A 20,580-nucleotide genomic window follows, 5' to 3' on the forward strand; every position below is an offset into this window, starting at 1 on the left:
TTTTTTCTAGATTAGAAACCAAACAAACTAACAGCAAAGAACTTTTGCGCAACCGTATTAACAAAAATAACTAACACGATAGCGGGTATAAAAGTACCTAACGAGAAATTAATATACTTCTCAACCCAAGAGCCAATATAGCCATCGTTACCAACACTTAATTGCTCAGATAAATTATTTTTCTTCCATCGATAACTAACAAACACACAAAGTAAGAAACCATTCAGCGGTAAAATAGTGTCGTAGAAAACATCTACAATGACATCAAAAAATGATTTTGTGCCACCAGCATACGAGGTAAATTCAGTAAAAAAGGTAATCATACCAAACGAGACAGTAGCAAACACAGTCAAAATACCGGCGGTCATTAGCAGAATTGATAACGCTTTTTTACGGCTATGCTTTTTCTCAGTCACTAAGTAAGAAACGGGCACTTCAAGAATAGAAACTAACGACGTTATTGCCGCAAAAAATATCAAAATAAAGAAGAAAGCCGCTACTGTGCTAGCCCCAATGTAACCAATAGATACTTGTAGCGCTAAAAATATTTTAGGTAAAAACGTAAAAATTAATGACACTGAACTATCACTTAATTCATTTGGATTAACATCAGGATTAAACGAGAAAACGGCCGGCAAAATCATTAAACCAGCGATAAAAGCGACGCCAGTATCGGTAAGGGCCACTAATTTTGCCGAATTTGGAATATTGGTTTGATTGTTAATGTATGAGCCATAGGTGATTAAAATCCCCATACCGAGAGACAAGGAAAAGAAAGCTTGTGACAAAGCTCCATTAATAACGCTTGGCGTTATTTTACTGATATCAGGAATTAAGAAAAACTTCACACCCGCTATAGCATTATCAAGCGTTAGCACAAAAATAACCATAATAATAAGCATGACAAATAATGTCGGCATTAATATTTTTGCTGCCTTCTCAATGCCATCTTTGACACCCGCGACTAAAATAAAATTTATAATCGCAGCAACAACAGCCATGGCTATAAACAAATAAGGGCTATTAATAATCTCTCCAAAACCACCATTACTCGCTAAATAATCTAGATTCCCCGTTAGTGTTAAGACAATGTAACCAAAAATCCATACGGTTATCACCATATAAAATACCGCAATCATAAAAGGCGTTAGCACCCCCAAAAAACCTGCAGCTCCCCATAAACCACTCTTCTGACTTAAAGCCTTATAAGCTCCAACGGGTTCTTTTGCTGTTTTTCTACCTACCGCCATTTCCGCAATCATAACGGGTAAGCAGATTAAAAATACAAATAATGCGTACATAAGTAAAAATGCACCACCACCGTTTTTCGCTGCATTTACCGGAAAACCAACTAAGTTACCAATACCGACAGCAGAGCCTGCAGCAGCAAGAATAAAACCAATACGTGAGCTGAAATGTTCTCTAGATGCGCTCATAAACGTCCTTCACTTTTATTTATTATAATTTTTATAGGTGGTTGATGCTAGCAAGCTTTACTAGCATTGTCTTCTTTGGGCAAAGCATAAATTTACGTAAAGTGTATAATAATTTGTCCACTTTTTGTTTTATGTCAAACGAAACTTACCTAGAAAATAATTTAGGATTCATTACCGTTAAAATCCCTACGGCATCCTCTGCTGCAATTTCAGCAACTTGATGTATGTCGTCTTTACTCAATCCTAAGCTTTTGCAGAGTGATTGATCAATCACAACATCATAGTCAAATTCATCACCATGGCTATCAAGTAATGCTAATCTTGAAGCTAAGTTTAAGACTTTAACATCTTTATTTATTTGATTACTTTGTGCTTGATTGAAATGACGAATAGGAATAATTATTTTTTCTGGTAGTTGCCAAATTTTAAGTAATTCAGCAGAAATATCCGTATAGGTAAAACCTAATGCTAATTGTTGCAGATCCCAAGGTAAATTATCCCGATTATATTGTTCACAGCGTTGGGCAATTTCAGGGCTAATTTTAGCCACTAATAACTCGCCAAAATTCTGCAATAAACCAGCAACGAAAAGGCGTTCGATATCTTTTATACCTGCTTTTATAGCTAAGTTTTTAGTGACTAAGCCACAATAAATACTCATTCGCCAAAAACGTTTAAGATCAATCGCTTGGTTAGCAAAATGCTTAAATGCCGAAGCGGCAACATCCACCAGCATCATATTATAAATAGCTTGTGTACCGATAACAGTAATAGCCCGAGAAATAGTACTAATTTCACCGGGAAAGCGATAAATGGCACTATTCGCTATTTGTAATAATCGTGAAGTCATGGAAGGATCTACACTGATCACATCAGCAAAATCACTAATCGCTGAATTTTCATCTTCCATCAAAGCTTTTATTTTAAAACAAGCATCTGGCAAAGCAAAAGAGCCGTTAGCTTGTAAGGCGTATTCACGCGAATTCATCATATTTTCTATCCCATTTACTAGTGAGTAAAACACTGTTCAATATATTACTTATACCCATGATACTTATTTCTATCGAAAAATTAGAAAGATATACCGAAATCATCTTTTATATGTTCAGTCATCATAGTCAGCTGCAACTATGTTACATTCGACTACTTCCTTTATTTTGATCACTTCGACTTTAAATAACTTAAACACATCTGAGGTTGTTCTGTCTAACGTTACTTGAATATAGGCCGTCATTGAATAATTTAACTTATACCAGTTTCATTAATTAGGTGATCTATTTTATACGTAGGGAAAACGGTCAAATACAAGGCGTTTATTTCAATAACTAGTTGTTCTAGCTATTAAATAAATAACGAAGTAGTTGGTCGTTTTAACAAGTAGAAATGATCACATAGTTAGTGAGATTGGTATTACTAACATCCATAAAGGCATTCACTTTAGCAACTAAGCTTTTGAGTTGCCTCTTTAATAAAAAGCTTGTATTCCCGTAATTGCTTTACCTAAAATCAAGGCATGAATATCATGAGTCCCTTCATACGTATTCACCGCTTCTAAATTCATTACATGGCGAATAATACCGAATTCATCACTGATACCGTTTCCACCATGCATATCTCTGGCAATACGTGCTATATCTAATGATTTACCACAATTATTACGTTTCATCATAGAGATAAGTTCAATAGGACATTGACCATTATCCATTAATCGGCCCATTTGCAAACAGCCTTGTAAACCCAAAGCTATGTCGGTTTCCATATCCGCCAATTTTTTTTGTATTAGCTGGTTAGCGGCTAACGGCCGATTGAATTGTTTTCTCTCTAACGTATAATTACGCGCACCTTCAAAGCAGAACTCTGCCGCGCCTAAACTTCCCCAAGCAATACCGTAACGCGCTTTATTAAGACAGCTAAAAGGCCCTGCTAAACCTTTTACTTCTGGGAACATGTTTTCTTCTGGCACAAAAACATTATCCATCACTATCTCGCCTGTAATAGAAGCACGCAGCGAAAATTTACCTTCAATTTTAGGTGTTGTTAAACCCACCATGCCTTTTTCAAGAATGAAACCACGTATCACATCGTCTAATTTAGCCCAAACAATAAAAATGTCAGCAACGGGTGAGTTGGTTATCCACATTTTATTACCCAACAATGTGTAACCACCATCAACTTTGCTGGCTCTAGTGTTCATTGATGCGGGATCACTACCAGAATCAGGCTCAGTTAAGCCAAAACAACCGATCCACTCGCCACTAGCAAGTTTAGTTAAGTATTTATTTTTTTGATCTTCACTGCCAAAGGTATGTATTGGGTGCATAACCAATGATGATTGCACACTCATAGCGCTACGATAACCACTGTCAACACGCTCAACTTCACGTGCTATCAAACCATAACTAACATAGTTCACGTCACTACCACCATATTGGGAAGGTAAAGTAGCTCCGAGTAAACCAAGCTCACCAAGCTCTTTCATGATTTCAATATCAAAAACTTCATCTCGATTAGCTTTTAACACTCTAGGTAGTAATTTACTCTGGGAATAATCATGAGCCGTGTCTCTAATCATTCGCTCTTCTTCAGTTAATTGATTATTTAGAAACATTGGATCTTGCCAATCATATGAATTTAATGTTTTTTTCATTGATTATTCCTGTAAACATTTATTTAGTCCTATGAAAGTATGATACATCTTATTAAAGAAACTTATAATCTGATTTAGGGTATTAATAAATACCTTTTCAAATTGCTGAGATGACACAGGCTTAGAAAAAGATAACCCTGACCAAAGTCACATCCAACCTTAGTTAGAATCTTTCTTTGTAGCTCTGTTTCTATACCTTCTGCTATAACACTTAAATCCAATTCATGAGCAATGGTAATTATGGGCCTTTATCTTAAATAATTTATAGTTTTTCCTATGCATTAAGCTGTATAATAAATAGACATTACTTTAGCGTAATGGATAAACAACTTTAAAGGAAAAATCATGAGTAAGCAGAAAAAGCCATTAGCGAAAGCTGTTATGGGTGCAACAGATCTAGGTCGAGGAAAAATTAAAAGTAATTTTTTAGCGGCATTAGTTACATCAAAGCTGTATAAAATGCAGGTAGTGAAAGCCAAAAAAGGCAAAGGTTCGTACCAGCGTAAAGCTAAAAATCTAAGACGAGAGTCTTATTTAATGGCCGCTTAATATATTACTCATAGCAACTATTAAATAAAACTTTCTACTTAATCCCAACTCTCTCTGTTTTAGCAATAACACCGTACTCAGAAGCTTTGAGTAACGCCCGCACACAAACTTTTTTCTTATTTATGATTATCAATTATAATTTGATAATCATTCAAATTTTAGACTGTTTAAGTACGAGTAATAATACTCTATTATTCTAATCACTGAGGTACAATGAAGCGGACGTTTAAGAATTACAAATTAAGGACTATTTATGTCTGCCAACTAGCATAAGGCTTCCAGTTTAAAACAATATGGGATTGTTAAATTGTTCACACAAATAAATATAATCGTACGAACTAAAACCAAACTTTTGCTCTAATTCTGTTAAGCGGTAATATTCGATTATTACTCTTAAGGTCTGAAATTAGCGATTAGTTGACCTTATAGCTAACGGTAGCGAAGCACTCTCATACCAGATAAATTCTGACCTTAAAGCGGCTTGTGTTCGTCTATTGTGGTCTCTAATGTGTCTCTTTTATCAGAGGATTCTGCTCTCCATCTGTATACACCGTAAAAAGCCACAATAGCTAAGGCTACAGCCCCTACTCCTGATAAGAAGTTTCCAATAACCGCTAGATCTGCTGCAGTAAGAGCTATTAGATCAGTTACTTTAGAGCTTACTTGCATATAGATTATCCTTTAATATAAGAGTGTAATGGTAACTAAACTTGTAGAGTATTTTTCAAACTAGGGTTTACGCACTACGAGCATCTAATGTAGCTTTCAAAGCGACCATCACAGCCATCAATGACTAAACTCCAGACATACAAAAGACCCGAAATATACAAGTCGGTGGGCCTGGGGTATTTGATTGATTTGTAACATGAAAATGGTGGGCCTTCGCAGACTTGAACTGCGGACCTGCCGATTATGAGTCGGATGCTCTAACCAACTGAGCTAAAGGCCCATTTTCATTTATTTGGACAGTTTTATAAAAAGGTTTATTTATTTAATTACATATACCACTTTAATAAAGCGCGTGCAGTATAAGCATTTTTTATTTTATTGTCACCTACTGAGCAAAAATATTTTGTCTTTATTTACTGATAGCTTATTTGTTGAGCAGCTGAAGTAAAAAATGAATTAAAAAGAAAAAGTAATACCTGCATTTACTTCACTTTGTACCCATAAGTCACTTGATATCGATATTGCACAATTATTTTCATTACAGAATATCTGGCTATCTGAGTTAAAGAAGGTTGCGTATACTCGCCCGCCAAATCGTAAACTAACATTCTCAGATACCGGTATTTTAGTAGATAATCCTATATTCAGCGAAAAACGAGTTTCATTACTTAATTGATTATCATTAGGTGAAAAGTGAGTTAAACCTAATCCTCCGGATACAAAAAAAGGTACTGCGCCATCAGAAATAGGTACATTACCGCCAATATGTGCATAAGTAATCGCCAAGTCATTATTACTTGCTAGTGGATTTATCGTTTGAGAAAACCGACTAGTATAATGACTAACAAGCAGTTCACCTTGACGCTTTTTGTCATAATCCCAAGCAAGTAAAAAACCATAGCTTGTGTCTTCATTTAGCTTTATTTTGGTGGTAGTTTCAGCTTCATTATTAGTCGCATCAAAATCGCCACCAAAACGATAACCAACGAATGGCGTTATTTCAACGTTACTACTTTCATCAGCAGTAGCTGCTATTGAAATAAAGAGTAAACATAAAAGACTAAATATTTGCAGTTGAATTGACATTCTATTCCCTTCTTTTTCACATAAAGCAATTAAAAAAAAGAGTAAGCTAGAAAACTAACTTACTCTTTTTATATATCTCGTAAAAACTTATTTACTCGCCATCAAGGAAGCTTTTTAGCTGTTCTGAACGAGATGGATGTCGCAATTTACGCAGTGCTTTCGCTTCAATTTGACGAATACGTTCACGTGTTACGTCAAACTGCTTACCAACCTCTTCTAAGGTATGATCCGTGTTCATATCAATACCAAAACGCATTCTTAATACTTTTGCTTCACGAGCAGTTAAACCAGCAAGTACTTCATGTGTTGCGCCTTTAAGGTTTTCAGCCGTTGCTGAATCAACCGGCAATTCACCGCTGCCATCTTCAATAAAGTCACCTAAGTGTGAATCTTCATCATCACCTATGGGGGTTTCCATTGAAATAGGTTCTTTGGCTATTTTCAATACCTTACGAATTTTATCTTCTGGCATGATCATGCGTTCAGCTAATTCTTCAGGCGTTGGCTCACGTCCCATTTCTTGTAACATTTGACGAGAAACACGATTCAATTTATTGATAGTTTCAATCATATGTACTGGGATTCGAATAGTACGCGCTTGGTCAGCAATTGAACGAGTAATTGCTTGGCGTATCCACCACGTTGCATAAGTTGAAAATTTGTAACCACGACGGTACTCAAACTTATCAACGGCTTTCATCAAACCGATATTACCTTCTTGAATTAAATCTAAGAATTGTAATCCACGGTTGGTGTATTTTTTCGCAATAGAGATAACTAAACGTAAGTTAGCTTCAACCATTTCTTTTTTCGCACGGCGCGCTTTCGCTTCACCAATTGACATACGACGGTTGATATCTTTTATGCCGTGTATATTTAAGAAAGTTTCTTCTTCAATTAGGTTTAATTTGTAGATACAACGCTCAACATCTAATTCGATATCAGCAAGTTTGGCGGAATAACTATGTCCTGCTGCTTTTTCTGCCTCATACCAGTCTTTAGAGGTTTCATTACCAGGAAAGATTTTAATGAAGGTAGTTTTAGGCATACCTGCACCGACTACACAGTGCTTCATGATCAAGCGTTCTTGTACGCGTAATCTGTCCATAACACTACGCATATTTTTAACTAACTTATCAAATAATTTAGGAATTAAGCGAAATTCTTTGAATACTTCAGCAACGCCGTCAATCGCTTCTTGAGCATCACTATGACCGCGGCCTTTTTTCGCAATAATTAGATTCGCATTTTCATACGCTTCACGTAATGCGGTAAATTTTTCACGTGCTAATTCTGGATCTGGCCCAGTATCTTCTTCTTCCTCTTCTTCTTCGTCAGAATTATCTTTATTTTTATCTTCATCTGCTAATTCATCCTTAGAAAGCTCAGAGCCTACGTGCGTAGCCGCTGCAGGGATATCTTCATCTTCAGCATCAGGATCTAAAAAGCCGACAATAATGTCAGTTAAACGTAATTCTTCCGCTTCAAAGTTATCCCACATATCAAGCAGGAAGTTTATCGCCGGTGGATATTCAGAAACACTACGTTGTACTTCTTTAATCCCTTCTTCAATACGCTTGGCGATTACAATTTCGCCTTTACGAGTCAATAACTCAACGGTACCCATTTCACGCATATACATGCGAACGGGATCAGTTGTACGACCAATTTCACTTTCTACGGTCGCGAGGGCTTGCGCAGCAGCTTCAGCAGCGTCTTCATCGGTATTAGCTTCGCTCATCATTAGCGTATCAGCATCAGGGGCGTTTTCAAAAACTTGAATACCCATGTCGTTGATCATACTAACAATGTCTTCGACTTGGTCTGAGTCGATAATATCTTGAGGAAGATGATCGTTAACTTGTGCAAACGTTAAATAACCTTGCTCTTTACCTTTGGTTATTAAATCTTTCAATCTAGATTGAGGGGCTGGTTCCATTGACGAGTGTCCACCTATGTTTGGTAATATGGTTTATTCAAACAATATTTTATAAAATTGAATAGCAAAAGCTGCACAAATAAAGCGGGAAATTATAGCGAGTTTTCTGTACTATTTCCAGTCTTCAGTTCAACTAAAAAGTGCCTACATTCTTTGTTTTAACTACTTTGTTTAAATCAAGTATAGTCGTTACGCTACATTAAGCATTGAGTATTGCTTGTAGCTCTTGTTTTTCTTGCTGTGACATCTGCCCTGTTCGTGCTTTTTGCAACAAAAACTCGGCACGCTGTTCAACAAAATTATTCAGTAATTTTTCAATGCTATCAAGAAAAACATCCTGCGCGGCTTCCGCTTCAATATGATGTTGCCAACACATTAATTTTGCCAGTTGTTTACCTTGCTCTGTATCACGAAAATATTCAAGTAATTGCGCTGTTTTTATATTCGGGTTTTGCTGACATAACACTAACAATTGCGTTAGTAAATCAACACCGGGAATAGTTAACGGTTGCAACGCTGAAATATCTCCTAATGATTTAACTATATGGGGATGCTCTAACAGTAATGCAATGGCTAACCTAACTGGTGTGACTTTAGTACTCACTTTAGGCTTTTTAATCATGCCTGTATTGGTAACCGTTTTACGAAATTTTGTTAGAAATTGCTCACTGCCGGTACCAAAATTATTAGCTACATCGTTAATGATGCCATCTTTTAATACACTATCGGGTAATTTTGCCAGTAAAGGTTTAAATGATTCGACAAAACCAGCTCGCCCTTCTGATGAGCTCATGTCTACTTTATTCATTAACTGTTCAAACAAAAATTTAGATAAAGGCATTGCTTCATCAAGAATTTTTTCAAATGCCTGCTGACCTTGTTTACGAATTAACGAATCAGGATCTTCACCATCAGGCACAAAAACAAATCTCAAAGAAAAACCATCACGAATTAATGGTAAAGCATTTTCCATCGCACGCCATGCAGCATCGCGCCCTGCTCGGTCACCGTCATAGCAACAAATGACTTCTTTAACAGTGCGAAACATAGTTTGTAATTGTTCTGTTGTTGTGGCTGTGCCTAGCGATGCAACCGCATAATCAACGCCATGTTGTGCTAACGCCACCACGTCCATATAACCTTCAACAACCACTAAACGTTTAAGGTTTTTATTCGCTTGCTTAGCTTCATATAAGCCATACAATTCTTGACCTTTATGATAAACACGCGTTTCGGGGGAGTTTAAATACTTAGGTTTTTCATCACCTAATACGCGCCCGCCAAAACCGATTACTCGACCGCGTTTATCGCGAATAGGAAACATGATTCGACCACGAAATCGATCATAGGGCCGACTTTTATCCCCTTGAATTGCCATACCTAATTCAACAAGCTGCTGATTCGCTTGGCCGTTACGTGAGTAGGCTTTCATCATGCCATCCCAAGCATCACTGATATAACCAATACCAAAGCGTTTAACCACTTCACCACTTAAGCCTCGGCCTTTTAAATAGCTAACTGCTATTTCTTTATCGGCGGAAACTTTTAATTGCTGTTGATAAAAACGACTGATTTGATTCATCAATTCGTAATCATCTTGTTTTTGCTGATAAACTTGCTGTTGTCGGCGCTGCTCTGCAGGAGTAGCATTATTTTCTTCTCGAACAACTTCTATACCACAGTGATTAGCAAGCTCTTCTACTGCATCAACAAAATCAAGTCGGTCGAATTCCATTAAAAATGAAATGGCACTGCCATGTTCGCCACAACCAAAACAGTGATAAAACTGCTTGTCTTGACTTACAGTGAAAGAAGGAGATTTTTCATTATGAAAAGGACAACAAGCTTGGTAGTTTTTACCGGCTTTTTTTAATGGGACACGGGAATCTACAATGTCAACAATGTCGGCACGCGCAAGTAGATCATCAATAAACTGTCGAGAAATGCGTCCGGCCATATTGCTTAAAAGCTCATCAATTAAAAGAAAGAATTAATAGTGACTATTCACCTCGCTTTGAGGCAGCCGTCATTCAGTAGATATTTTGTATGGAACTTTGTAAATAAATACAATTGATAAAGTATTCTACACAAAAAAGCCGTAATAACCTAAGTCATTACGGCTTTATTAAAGCTTTCAACCTATATTAAGTTAGCGCGGCTCTTACTTGGCTGCTTACAGCACCCATGTCAGCTTTGCCTTGTAACAAAGGTTTTAACACTGCCATTAACTTGCCCATGTCAGCCATTGAAGCCGCACCAGTTTCGTTAATCGCCTTATTAATTAAATCTTTAATTTCTGCGTCAGTTAAAGGTTGCGGAAGAAAGAACTGTATAGCAATTACTTCTTCGGCTTCTTTAGCCGCTAATTCATCACGACCACCATCAGTAAACATTTTGATAGATTCTTTACGCTGCTTAACCATTTTAGTTAAGATTGCAGTAATATTATCATCTGTTGCTTCGGTGTTATGATCAATTTCAGCTAACTTGATCGCAGACAATGCCATACGTATGACACCAAGACGACATTTGTCTTTGGCGCGCATAGCATTTTTCATTTCATCTTTGAGTTGAATTAGCAGTGACATCTAATACACTCTAGAGGTTACTAAGGTCATTATTAAAAATAATAACTTAGTACATGCGAACGTGACGAGCGTTCTCACGAGAAACTTTTTTCGCAGCACGTTTAACAGCAGCTGCTTTCTTACGTTTACGTTCCCAAGTTGGCTTTTCATAACATTCGCGACGACGAACTTCTGAAAGAATACCTGCTTTCTCACATGAACGTTTAAAACGACGTAATGCTACGTCAAATGGTTCGTTTTCTCTTACTTTAATTACTGGCATGTACTTATTTACCTTAGTATTGAATCTATATAAATCGGCGTCGGACTTCGAAGTGAGAGTTTATTTTAAACTAACAAAAATCTTGTCTACACCCGCTCTATTAAAAATGGGTGACGTATTCTACTGTTAAGTACTTAGCGATGTAAAGACTAATTCTTTCATACTAACAAATAAACTAGCGAAATAAATAAATGCTAGGTAAAATCGCCCTACTTCAGTTAACAGAAACCAACTTTATGCGAATTTTAGGCATTGAAACCTCTTGTGATGAAACCGGCATTGCCATTTATGATGATGATAAAGGCATTATGGCACATAGACTTTATAGCCAAATTGCTGTGCATGCTGATTATGGTGGTGTTGTTCCTGAGTTAGCTTCACGTGATCATGTCCGTAAAACTATTCCATTAATTCAGGCGGTATTAAAAGATGCCAATTTAACACCCCAAGATTTAGATGGCGTTGCCTATACTGCTGGCCCAGGGCTTGTGGGAGCATTGCTTGTAGGTTGCTCTATTGGTAGAAGTTTAGCCTATGGTTGGGACTTACCTGCTGTACCTGTACACCATATGGAAGGTCACTTACTCGCCCCTATGCTAGAAGATGATGCGCCAGAGTTCCCATTTATTGCTTTGCTAGTTTCAGGTGGCCACACCATGTTAGTGCGCGTTGAAGGTATTGGTCAGTATAAATTACTGGGTGAATCTGTCGACGATGCTGCTGGTGAAGCTTTTGACAAAACGGCTAAATTGTTAGGGTTAGATTACCCTGGCGGCCCTGCACTCGCTAAAATGGCTGAATCTGGTGTAGCAGGGCGATTCAAATTACCGCGCCCAATGACAGACAGGCCTGGATTAGATTTTAGCTTTAGCGGTTTAAAAACAGCGGCCAGTACGCTAGTTAGAAAAGAATGCCTAGAATTGACTGCAACAGAACTGAAACAAACTCACGCAGATATCGCACATGCTTTTCAGCAAGCCGTAATTGATACCTTAGCAATTAAATGCAAGCGGGCACTAAAACAAGAGAATTTAAACCGTTTAGTCATCGCTGGGGGCGTAAGTGCCAATACAGCCCTGCGAGAAAAACTAGCCGTTACCACTAAAAAACTTGGTGGCAGTGTTTTTTATCCTCGACCAGAGTTTTGTACCGACAATGGGGCAATGATCGCCTATGCTGGATTACAACGATTAAAAGCAGGTACTAACGCAGATTTAACCTTTAAAGCCAATCCGCGTTGGTCGTTAGAGTCTTTGCCTGCGATATAGCCCTTCCTTCGACAAGCTCAGGACAAACGGGTATTCATCGCTGTTAATTCTGAGCGCGTAGCAGTCGAAGGAAGGGCAAGCGGTAATACTCCGTTCATACTGAGCGCGAGGAACGAGCAGTCGAAGTACCCATTTGTAATAAGCTTGGTAGAAAAATTAGTGTAAATACTGTGCTGACACTCATCCCCCCAACGATCACTGCAGCAATACCACGATAAAGTTCAGCACCTGCACCCGGAACCAATAAAAGCGGTAACATGCCGCATATACTGGTTAAAGTACTCATTAAAATAGGCCTTAACCTTAGTCGAACCGCTTGTTCTACTGCATCATGTCGAGATAGACCTTCACCCTCACCCAATCGTGTTTGGTACACCAATAAAATAGCATTATTAACCACTAAGCCAAGTAAAATGATAAAGCCAATCATGGTTAATAAGTCTAACGGTTGAAAAATAACTAAATTGGTTAATTGTAAAAAGCCTATACCACCAATCGTTGCTAAGGGTATAGTCAGTATAACTAGCACACTATCTTTAAATGAGTGAAATAACGCTGCCATCAATAAATATAGTATGATCAATGCTAAAGCAAAACTTTGCCCCATACTGGTTAACGCTTCAGTTAACGCTTCAGCGGTACCACGATAATTAACACTCGCGACATTGCCGCTGTCATTGGCACTATCATTTTCCAATACCGCTAAAATTGCTGGCTCAGCTTTTAGTTTTATTGTGGCTATCGCCTCTTCTAAACTCAAATTATCAGGGGGTGTTACTTGCAATGTAATAGTACGCTGACGATTAACTCGTCTAATAGAACTTGGCCCGGCCGTTCTAACAATATTAACTAACTCTCCAACCGGTTGAACATCAGCATTAGGGGTGTATAAAGGAATGGCGGCTAGCTCTTCAGGTGATTGCCAGTCCGTTGATCTTAAAAATACATCAAGGCGTTTTTGACCATTAAAAAAGTCACCTACATAGAGGCCAGTTCCCAAAGAGCGAGTAATGGCACCCACTTGTGAACGGTTCCAACCCGCTTCGGCCATGCGCCTTTCATTAGGGATCATACGCAATTCAGGCTCGGCTAAGGTTAACCCCGGCGTAGGTTGAATTTGCGCCCCTGGCAATGCTTGGTTTATTGCACCGTAACCCGCTTGTGCTGCTTGTAATAATGTATCAACATCATTACCTTGAATATCAACATCAATACGGCGCCCACCGCCTAAACTTCTAAATATTTGCGATTGTGAAGCATAGGCTATTGTATCGGGAAAACCTTGAAAAAACTCACCATTAATAATTTGGATAATCTCAGCAATATCATCAACATTCTCTGCACGCCCCCCCATAAAACCAAAACTACCAAAAAAACCCATCCAAGTATGCGCAAGTTTGGGTTCTTTTTCGCCTGTTAAATACGGTTTCATACGACGATTAATTTCATCACTCATTTCAAAACGAGCAGCAGGATAACTTAATCCTGGTGGCGGCAGAATAAACGCTTGAAATCGATTCTGATTGCCTTTGGGTAAATAATCAATTTTAGGAAATAACAACCAACTACCCACAAATGAAAGAAACATTAAACCAAACACCCAAGCGAAGCGTTTTGTTGGTGTGCCGGTAATATGCATAACACCCTTAGTAATATTACGCCACCAATGCGCATGAGGATCATCGGCACTGACTTCTGTCAGTAGTTTACGTGCTGCAGTGGGTAAAACTGTTACCGCAATAATTAATGAAGCGACAACAGCAACAGCAATGGTAATAGCCAAATCAGCAAACAATTGCCCTGACACGGCATCTAAAAAGGCAATTGGCAGAAAAATAGCAACGGTGGTAATGGTTGATGCGATTAATGCTCCCCATACTTGACTAGCTCCCTTTAATGCAGCTTTTTCAGGATCGTCTCCTTTTTCACGCAAACGAACAATATTTTCTAATACCACAATAGCCGCATCAAGCACCATGCCAACCGCAAAAGCTAAACCTGCCATAGAAATAATATTTAACGTTCTGCCTGTAATATGCATAACAATAAGGGTAGTGACTAATGAAATAGGTATAGCTAACGCAACAATTAATGTTGCTCGAAATTTACGTAAAAACCACCATAAAACTATTATAGCCAAGGCAACACCCATCAATAAATTATTGCGTACTAAATTCATTGACCGATTGATATAAATGGTTTCATCTGACATTTGTATCATTTTCAGACCCACTCGTTTTAGTGGTCCAGCATTTAACTCCCTCATAGCAGCCTTGAGTTCGTCCATCACGGCAATAACATTAACCCCTTGTTCAGCCTGAGCATTCATCGCAATAGCGGGATCTCCATCTAAGGTTAAAATACCCGTTCTATCTCTTAAGCTAAGTGCTACTTTAGCGACATCACGGAGTAATATGGGTTGGCCATCACGCCAATCTAGTACCATTTCTGCTAATTGCTCTGTGCCATATTTACCCGAAAATCGTAAGGTATATTTTCTCCGACCTACTTCATTAAAACCGCCGGAAGTGTCACTATTATTTGCTAACGTTGATGCTAGCGCTGGAATATTTAAACCCAGAGCAGCAGCTTTATAGGGATCAAACGTTATGCGTAGTTCAGACGATAAACCACCAAAGGCATTCGTTTTTGAGATACCTGCAACCCGTTCTAGTTTTGTTTGAATAACCTCTTCAACATAATCTTGATAGCTGACAATATCTCGCTCATTACCCGGTAATGGCTTCAGCGCAAACCAAGCAATAGCTGTAAAAGTACTATTTCCACCCACTGTAATTACCGGCTCTGTGGCATCAGCAGGGTAATTAGGTACTTGATTTAACGCGCTCATTACATCAATTAGCGCACGTTCTAAGTTAATACCTGTTCGATAACGCAAGGTAATATTACCTTTCCCTTGTTTAGACGAGGAAATCAATGACTCAAGTCCTTGCAAACCTTTAAGTACATCTTCTTGACGTTCTATTATCTCAGCTTCTATTTCTTCTGGTGCCGCCGAACGCCAACCAGTAGAAATAATTATTTCTGGCTTACTAATATCTGGCGTTAATTGGATAGGTAGTTGAAATACACTGATAACACCAAACAGCGCAATCAATAAAATAGCAACGATAACCGCGGTAGGATTTTTAAGTGCGGATGCCGTTAAATTCATTACTGATTTCCTTTCTTATCAGGCGTTTTACTTTTCGTACGGCTATCATGAGAAATTAGTTCATGATTATTCTTTCTTATCACTACGCTTTGACCATCCTGCAAACGCTCTGCGCCACGGATAATAATTAAATCGCCCGCTTGTATGCTTTTACTAGAATCGGTACTGGTAACAGCCACCAGCCCCCCCATACCCGCACCAATAGTCACGGCAATTCTTTCAGCTATTACGCCTTGATCGTTTTCATTAACACGAAATACACTGGCACCATCACGACGTAACACTAAAGCATCACGAGACACGGCTAATAGCATTTCACTTGGGCCATTAGCCACTTGTGCTTTAAAGTTCAAACCGATTGGCCAATCAAATGTTGACATATCCAACCGTACTTCCATCAAGTGAGAGCGTGCATTAGCCACGGGCACTATCGCTTTAATCATTGCATAGCCTGAGCCCAGTGGTGATTCAACTGATAACTGTTTAGCTTCTTTTAAAAATTGAAAAGCGACAATAGGCGCAAAAACACTGGCTTCACTATTCGCTATTTCGACCAAACGAATAATAGCACTACCATTTTCAACATATTCACCAAGGTTAGCGATGCGCTGGGTAACAATACCTGAAAAAGGTGCTTTTAATTGCGTGTAAGCAAGGTTCTGCTTAGTTTTGTCTAATCGTGCTTGTGCAACAACTACATCACCTTGGGCAATATCACGCTCAGACCGCGTTTTATCAAATTCGGTTTCGGGTGATAATTTTTGTTTAAATAATTGTTTTTTTCTAACAACTTCCGCCTCTAGAAAACGTAAACGAGCTTTACTATTAAGCACATTAGCTTTCTCTTCTCTTAATTGAATTTTTAACTGCTTATCATCAATTCGTGCAATCACATCACCTTGGGCAACACGAGCACCAATCGCAGATAAACTAGTCAATCGACCTGAAACTTCGGCGGCAATTTTAGAGTCATTTTGACTAACCACTGTACCTAATACTGAAACTACAGGTGATAACTCAGTCATTTTTGCACTATCAACATTGACATTAGCAGGAGGGGAATTTTGTGCAAGTACCGATTTCTGGGCTAAAACCAAAACTAAGAAATGTAAACATAATGATTTGAGTGATTGTTTCATGAAGTTCCTAAAAAGCTGATAGCCGTTTATTAGTAGTTGATTTTAGTCGTTATTTTATTTTCTGTACCGTTAAGCAAACGAATAATATTATCTTTATGGCGAAAAATAATTAATGCACTCAACATCAACGTGGGATACACATAAAGTGGCTTTAAAAAAAACACATAAAGTGGTGCAAGAGATACCGTAACGATTGCCGATAAACTTGAATATTTAGTCAGTTTTGCTACCGTAACCCAAGTAAGAATAAGTAAAGCACCTAAGCTAAAGCCTATGGGTAGCAATGTCCCTAGCGCAGTAGCTACAGCCTTGCCACCTTGAAAGTTAAAAAATAATGGATACATATGCCCTAGACAAGCAGCTACACCAATAATGCCTAAGTATAATGGTTCTCTTTCTAAAAAGTGAGCGTATAAAAAGTAAGCTCCCCAGACAGGAATTGTTCCTTTTAGAATATCCAAAAATAACACGGTAGCGGCAGTTAATTTATTACTAATCCTTAAAACATTAGTCGCCCCAGGATTATGCGAGCCTGTGGTACGAGGATCGGGTAAACCAAGCATTTTACAAATTAAAATAGCACTAGAAATTGAACCAATTAGATAAGCAGCAATAATCATGGCAAGTGTTAATAGCAACATGGCAATCTGAATTTTTCAAAAAATTAACATTATTCGTCATTCTATCTTGTTATCTGCTAGTTTTTCTACACCTGCGCAGGTAAACTCAGCTTTTATTTTGTAACAATACCAATTGAGGTAATGAATTGACTAATTCATTACCTCAATTGGTATAATTCCTTCAAAAAATAATTTAACGGAAAATTCATGGATAAAGTTTTTATCAAAGGTTTGCATATTCAAACAACTATTGGTTTTTTTCAATGGGAAAAAGAAATCAAACAAACCTTAGTTATCGATGTTGCTATGGCATGGGATACTGCCAAAGCAGCAGAAAATGATGAATTAGCAAAAACGTTAGATTATGCTGAGATATCTATCGCGATAGAAACCTTCGCCAATGACAACCCTGTTGACTTAATAGAAACATTAGCAGAGCGTATGGCCGTATTTTTAATGTCTCAGTTTCATATCCCTTGGTTACAATTAACCATAGGAAAACCCGGCGCTGTACATAATGCTGCAACTGTAGGTGTTGAAATTGAACGTGGTCAACTAAACCCAAACAAGTCAAGTTAATGGCTAATATTTATATTTCATTAGGCAGTAACGTCGAACGTGAATATCATGTTCAAAAGGGGCTTAACGCGCTCGCTGTTGCCTTCGACTTACCTTTTGAACAACTAAAGCTTTCATCATTATTTGAAAGTGAGGCGGTTGGTTTTAGTGGTAACGCTTTTTTAAATATGGTTATAGGGATTAAAACATCACTGAGTGTTGAGCAAGTCGCCATAAAATTGCGTGATATTGAATTTAATTATGGCCGTACAAACGACGCCAAAAAATTTAGTCCACGCACTTTAGATCTCGATTTATTGCTTTATGATGATTTAATTATCGATTCGCCTGCACAATTGCCTCGTAATGAAATAAACAGAAATGCCTTTGTTTTATGGCCATTAAGTGAAGTAGCACCGCAAGTTGTCCATCCCATAATAAAGCAAAACTATTATACGCTTTGGCAAAACTATGACAAAAATTACCAACAACTAAAAATAGTCGCTAATTGTTGGTAACGAAAGAAAAGCGTCAAGTTACGAGCAGCGAGTTAGATAGTTTCAAAGTAACCCATTATCATGGCAAGCACTTGGTAGCTTGAAATTTTATTTTTCGTGACTTGGACAATAAAGAACTGCAGATATTATTAAATTACATGACTATACAGTTAACTCAGGATGTAACTGTAGACGTCACCTTCGAAGTCTCTGATCGAAGATCTATTGTGCTTAATACACTAGATCCCCGATTAAGAAATCACGGGGATGATGCTCCTGAACCATCTATCATAGATACGTTAAATTAAAGGACGAGAACAAGAATTTATGTCTACATTAGAAATCATTATTTTAGCATTGCTACAAGGTTTAACAGAGTTTTTACCTATTTCAAGCTCTGCTCATTTGATATTACCTTCACAAATATTGGGCTGGCAAGATCAAGGGCTAGCTTTCGATGTTGCTGTACATGTAGGCACTTTATTAGCGGTAATGTCCTATTTTAGAAAAGAATTAGGTGTTATGTCGGTAGCTTGGCTTGGCACAATCAATATTGGCCCAGAAAAAAACAAACACTCTTTTGATGGTAAATTAGCTTGGTGGATTCTTTTTGCTACCATTCCTGCTGGTTTATTTGGTTTATTAGGTAAAGACTTTATTGAAGAACACTTACGCTCAGCCTTAGTGATTGCCGCAACAACATTATTGTTTGGGTTTTTATTAGGCTATGCTGATATCAAAGCAGGCCACAGAAAAGAACATAAGCCACTGGACAAACTTGGACTTAAAGGCGCTATGCTCATTGGCTTAGCACAGGCAATAGCATTAATACCAGGCACTTCTCGTTCTGGCATCACCATGACTATTGGCTTAATGTTAGGCTTAAGCCGAGATAACGCCGCACGCTTTTCTTTTTTATTATCTATCCCTGCTATTGCGATGGCGGGCAGTTACTTAACGCTCAAGTTAGTATTATCTACAGAAGCAGTTGACTGGCAAGCGATTGGGCTTGGTAGCTTAATCGCCTTTGTTAGTGCCTATGCCTGTATTCATTATTTTCTTATTCTGTTAAATAAACTAGGCATGATGCCTTTTGTTATTTATCGTTTAATCTTAGGTGCTGGCTTACTATGGTTTGTATTAGCTTAGCTGTACCAATATTAGAAAAACTTCTTATTCTGGACATAAAATGAATTCAAATATGATTGCAATTAATTTAGAAAATTTCCAACAAGTGGTATTAGAAGAATCAAAAAACAAACTTGTTTTAATCGCATTCTGGGCAGATCAAGTACCAGAAAGCATTCAATTAAGAGATGCACTATCAGCAAAGGTACAGCCTTTTGGTGAACAAATGCTGATGGCATCTCTTGACTGTCAAAGCCAACAACAAATAGCACAGCAATTTGCTATTCAAGGTTTACCAACGGCTATTTTAGTGAAAGATGGGCAACCACTTGATGGTATTTCAGGGCCACAAACCGATGAAAGTATTGCCACCTTTTTAGATAAACATTTACCTAAAGCTCAAGATCTATTACTAGCTCAAGCACAAACTGCATTAACGGAGAATAAGTTAGCCGAAGCGCAAAATGCGATAAATCAAGCTTATCAACTTGATGCTGAACGCGCCGATATTAAACTCGTGTTAATTGATGTTTACATTCAAACAGGAAATACCGACGAAGCACAAGGGCTACTAGAAACGATAATGATGGTAGATCAAGATAGTTACTACCAAGCATTAGTCGCTAAACTTGAACTTGCCAACCAAGCAGCTAATTCGCCAGAAATTCAAGCATTAGAAGCGCAACTTGCCAGCAAACCTGATGATATAGAAATTAAACATCAATTAGCGGCACAATACAGCCAAGTCAATCGTCAAGAAGAAGCATTAACCTTGTTATTTCGCTTAGTGCAAAGTGGCGACCCCGAAACAAAAGACAAAAGCAAAGAGCTGTTTTTAGATGTATTAAAAGCGCTACCTGATGGTGATGTTATTGCGACTAAATTTCGCCGCAAATTGTATACGCTTTTGTACTAACACTTCGACGGCTACACGTTCAGGATGAACGGAGTGTTTACCGCTTGACCTTCCTTCGACTGCTACGCGCTCAGGATGAACGAAGTGTTTACCGCTTGCCCTT

Annotated in this window: 18 protein-coding genes and 1 tRNA gene; 6 read left to right on the forward strand and 13 right to left on the reverse strand. The window is 38.1% G+C overall.

Annotation, left to right across the window (positions count from 1 at the left end; translation table 11 throughout):
* Window positions 1-11: 11 nt before the first annotated feature.
* The 4 genes from DWA31_RS11645 to DWA31_RS17865 all read right to left on the reverse strand — a co-directional run bounded on the left by DWA31_RS11645 (window position 12) and on the right by DWA31_RS17865 (window position 4,304).
* Window positions 12-1,436 (reverse strand): sodium-dependent transporter, encoded by a 1,425-nt coding sequence (locus tag DWA31_RS11645; RefSeq protein ID WP_114326756.1) that lies wholly within the window; start codon window positions 1,434-1,436, stop codon window positions 12-14.
* Window positions 1,437-1,581: 145 nt separating this feature from the next.
* A complete protein-coding gene (locus DWA31_RS11650) occupies window positions 1,582-2,427 on the reverse strand; it encodes an HDOD domain-containing protein (protein ID WP_245942600.1) in 846 nt (281 codons plus the stop codon).
* A 474-nt stretch (window positions 2,428-2,901) separates the two neighbouring features.
* On the reverse strand, window positions 2,902-4,083 hold the full coding sequence (locus tag DWA31_RS11660; protein ID WP_114326757.1) for an acyl-CoA dehydrogenase: 1,182 nt from the start codon (window positions 4,081-4,083) through the stop codon (window positions 2,902-2,904).
* 74 nt (window positions 4,084-4,157) lie between these two features.
* Window positions 4,158-4,304: an EAL domain-containing protein gene (locus DWA31_RS17865; protein WP_210725587.1), complete on the reverse strand. Its 147-nt coding sequence runs from the start codon at window positions 4,302-4,304 to the stop codon at window positions 4,158-4,160.
* 124 nt (window positions 4,305-4,428) lie between these two features.
* On the opposite strand from DWA31_RS17865, the gene arfA reads away from it, so the two are divergent.
* A complete protein-coding gene (gene arfA / locus DWA31_RS11670; RefSeq protein WP_114326758.1) occupies window positions 4,429-4,632 on the forward strand; it encodes an alternative ribosome rescue factor ArfA in 204 nt (67 codons plus the stop codon).
* 872 nt (window positions 4,633-5,504) lie between these two features.
* On the opposite strand, the gene DWA31_RS11680 is transcribed toward arfA, so the two are convergent.
* The 6 genes from DWA31_RS11680 to rpsU form a co-directional block, all read right to left on the reverse strand.
* A tRNA-Ile gene (locus DWA31_RS11680) sits at window positions 5,505-5,581 on the reverse strand.
* 176 nt (window positions 5,582-5,757) lie between these two features.
* On the reverse strand, window positions 5,758-6,387 hold the full coding sequence (locus DWA31_RS11685) for an outer membrane beta-barrel protein (protein WP_114326760.1): 630 nt from the start codon (window positions 6,385-6,387) through the stop codon (window positions 5,758-5,760).
* Window positions 6,388-6,478: 91 nt separating this feature from the next.
* Window positions 6,479-8,326 carry an RNA polymerase sigma factor RpoD gene (gene rpoD / locus DWA31_RS11690; protein WP_114326761.1) on the reverse strand — a complete coding sequence of 616 codons (1,848 nt, stop codon included), beginning with the start codon at window positions 8,324-8,326 and terminating at the stop codon, window positions 6,479-6,481.
* 199 nt (window positions 8,327-8,525) lie between these two features.
* A complete protein-coding gene (gene dnaG, locus DWA31_RS11695) occupies window positions 8,526-10,283 on the reverse strand; it encodes a DNA primase (RefSeq protein ID WP_114326762.1) in 1,758 nt (585 codons plus the stop codon).
* A 187-nt stretch (window positions 10,284-10,470) separates the two neighbouring features.
* Entirely contained in the window at window positions 10,471-10,914 is a 444-nt protein-coding gene (locus tag DWA31_RS11700) for a GatB/YqeY domain-containing protein (protein ID WP_114326763.1), read from the reverse strand.
* A 46-nt stretch (window positions 10,915-10,960) separates the two neighbouring features.
* Window positions 10,961-11,176, reverse strand: coding sequence for a 30S ribosomal protein S21 (rpsU, locus tag DWA31_RS11705; protein WP_114326764.1), 216 nt, complete (start codon window positions 11,174-11,176; stop codon window positions 10,961-10,963).
* Window positions 11,177-11,412: 236 nt separating this feature from the next.
* Between rpsU and tsaD the strand changes: the two genes are divergently transcribed.
* Window positions 11,413-12,444, forward strand: coding sequence for a tRNA (adenosine(37)-N6)-threonylcarbamoyltransferase complex transferase subunit TsaD (gene tsaD, locus DWA31_RS11710; protein WP_114326852.1), 1,032 nt, complete (start codon window positions 11,413-11,415; stop codon window positions 12,442-12,444).
* Between the two features lie 94 nt (window positions 12,445-12,538).
* Here tsaD and DWA31_RS11715 read toward each other — a convergent pair whose 3' ends face one another.
* From DWA31_RS11715 to plsY, 3 genes are read right to left on the reverse strand one after another with little or no spacing between them, the layout of a single operon-like run.
* Window positions 12,539-15,619 (reverse strand): efflux RND transporter permease subunit, encoded by a 3,081-nt coding sequence (locus DWA31_RS11715; RefSeq protein ID WP_114326765.1) that lies wholly within the window; start codon window positions 15,617-15,619, stop codon window positions 12,539-12,541.
* Window positions 15,619-16,758, reverse strand: a complete 1,140-nt coding sequence (locus DWA31_RS11720; protein ID WP_114326766.1) for an efflux RND transporter periplasmic adaptor subunit — start codon at window positions 16,756-16,758, stop codon at window positions 15,619-15,621. The genes DWA31_RS11715 and DWA31_RS11720 overlap by 1 nt, the downstream gene beginning before the upstream one ends.
* 29 nt (window positions 16,759-16,787) lie before the next feature.
* Complete coding sequence (plsY, locus tag DWA31_RS11725; RefSeq protein ID WP_114326767.1) at window positions 16,788-17,399, reverse strand: glycerol-3-phosphate 1-O-acyltransferase PlsY; 612 nt, start codon at window positions 17,397-17,399, stop codon at window positions 16,788-16,790.
* Window positions 17,400-17,585: 186 nt separating this feature from the next.
* Here plsY and folB point away from each other — a divergent pair, with 186 nt between their 5' ends.
* The 4 genes from folB to DWA31_RS11745 all read left to right on the forward strand — a co-directional run bounded on the left by folB (window position 17,586) and on the right by DWA31_RS11745 (window position 20,477).
* Window positions 17,586-17,957, forward strand: coding sequence for a dihydroneopterin aldolase (gene folB / locus DWA31_RS11730; protein ID WP_114326768.1), 372 nt, complete (start codon window positions 17,586-17,588; stop codon window positions 17,955-17,957).
* Window positions 17,957-18,454 carry a 2-amino-4-hydroxy-6-hydroxymethyldihydropteridine diphosphokinase gene (folK, locus tag DWA31_RS11735; protein ID WP_114326769.1) on the forward strand — a complete coding sequence of 166 codons (498 nt, stop codon included), beginning with the start codon at window positions 17,957-17,959 and terminating at the stop codon, window positions 18,452-18,454. The genes folB and folK overlap by 1 nt, the downstream gene beginning before the upstream one ends.
* Window positions 18,455-18,760: 306 nt before the next feature.
* Window positions 18,761-19,582 carry an undecaprenyl-diphosphate phosphatase gene (locus DWA31_RS11740; protein WP_114326770.1) on the forward strand — a complete coding sequence of 274 codons (822 nt, stop codon included), beginning with the start codon at window positions 18,761-18,763 and terminating at the stop codon, window positions 19,580-19,582.
* A gap of 40 nt (window positions 19,583-19,622) precedes the next feature.
* A complete protein-coding gene (locus DWA31_RS11745) occupies window positions 19,623-20,477 on the forward strand; it encodes a tetratricopeptide repeat protein (protein WP_245942601.1) in 855 nt (284 codons plus the stop codon).
* Window positions 20,478-20,580 lie beyond the last annotated feature (103 nt).

The sequence above is a fragment of the Candidatus Colwellia aromaticivorans genome (assembly GCF_003333305.1).
Lineage (GTDB): Bacteria > Pseudomonadota > Gammaproteobacteria > Enterobacterales > Alteromonadaceae > Colwellia > Colwellia aromaticivorans.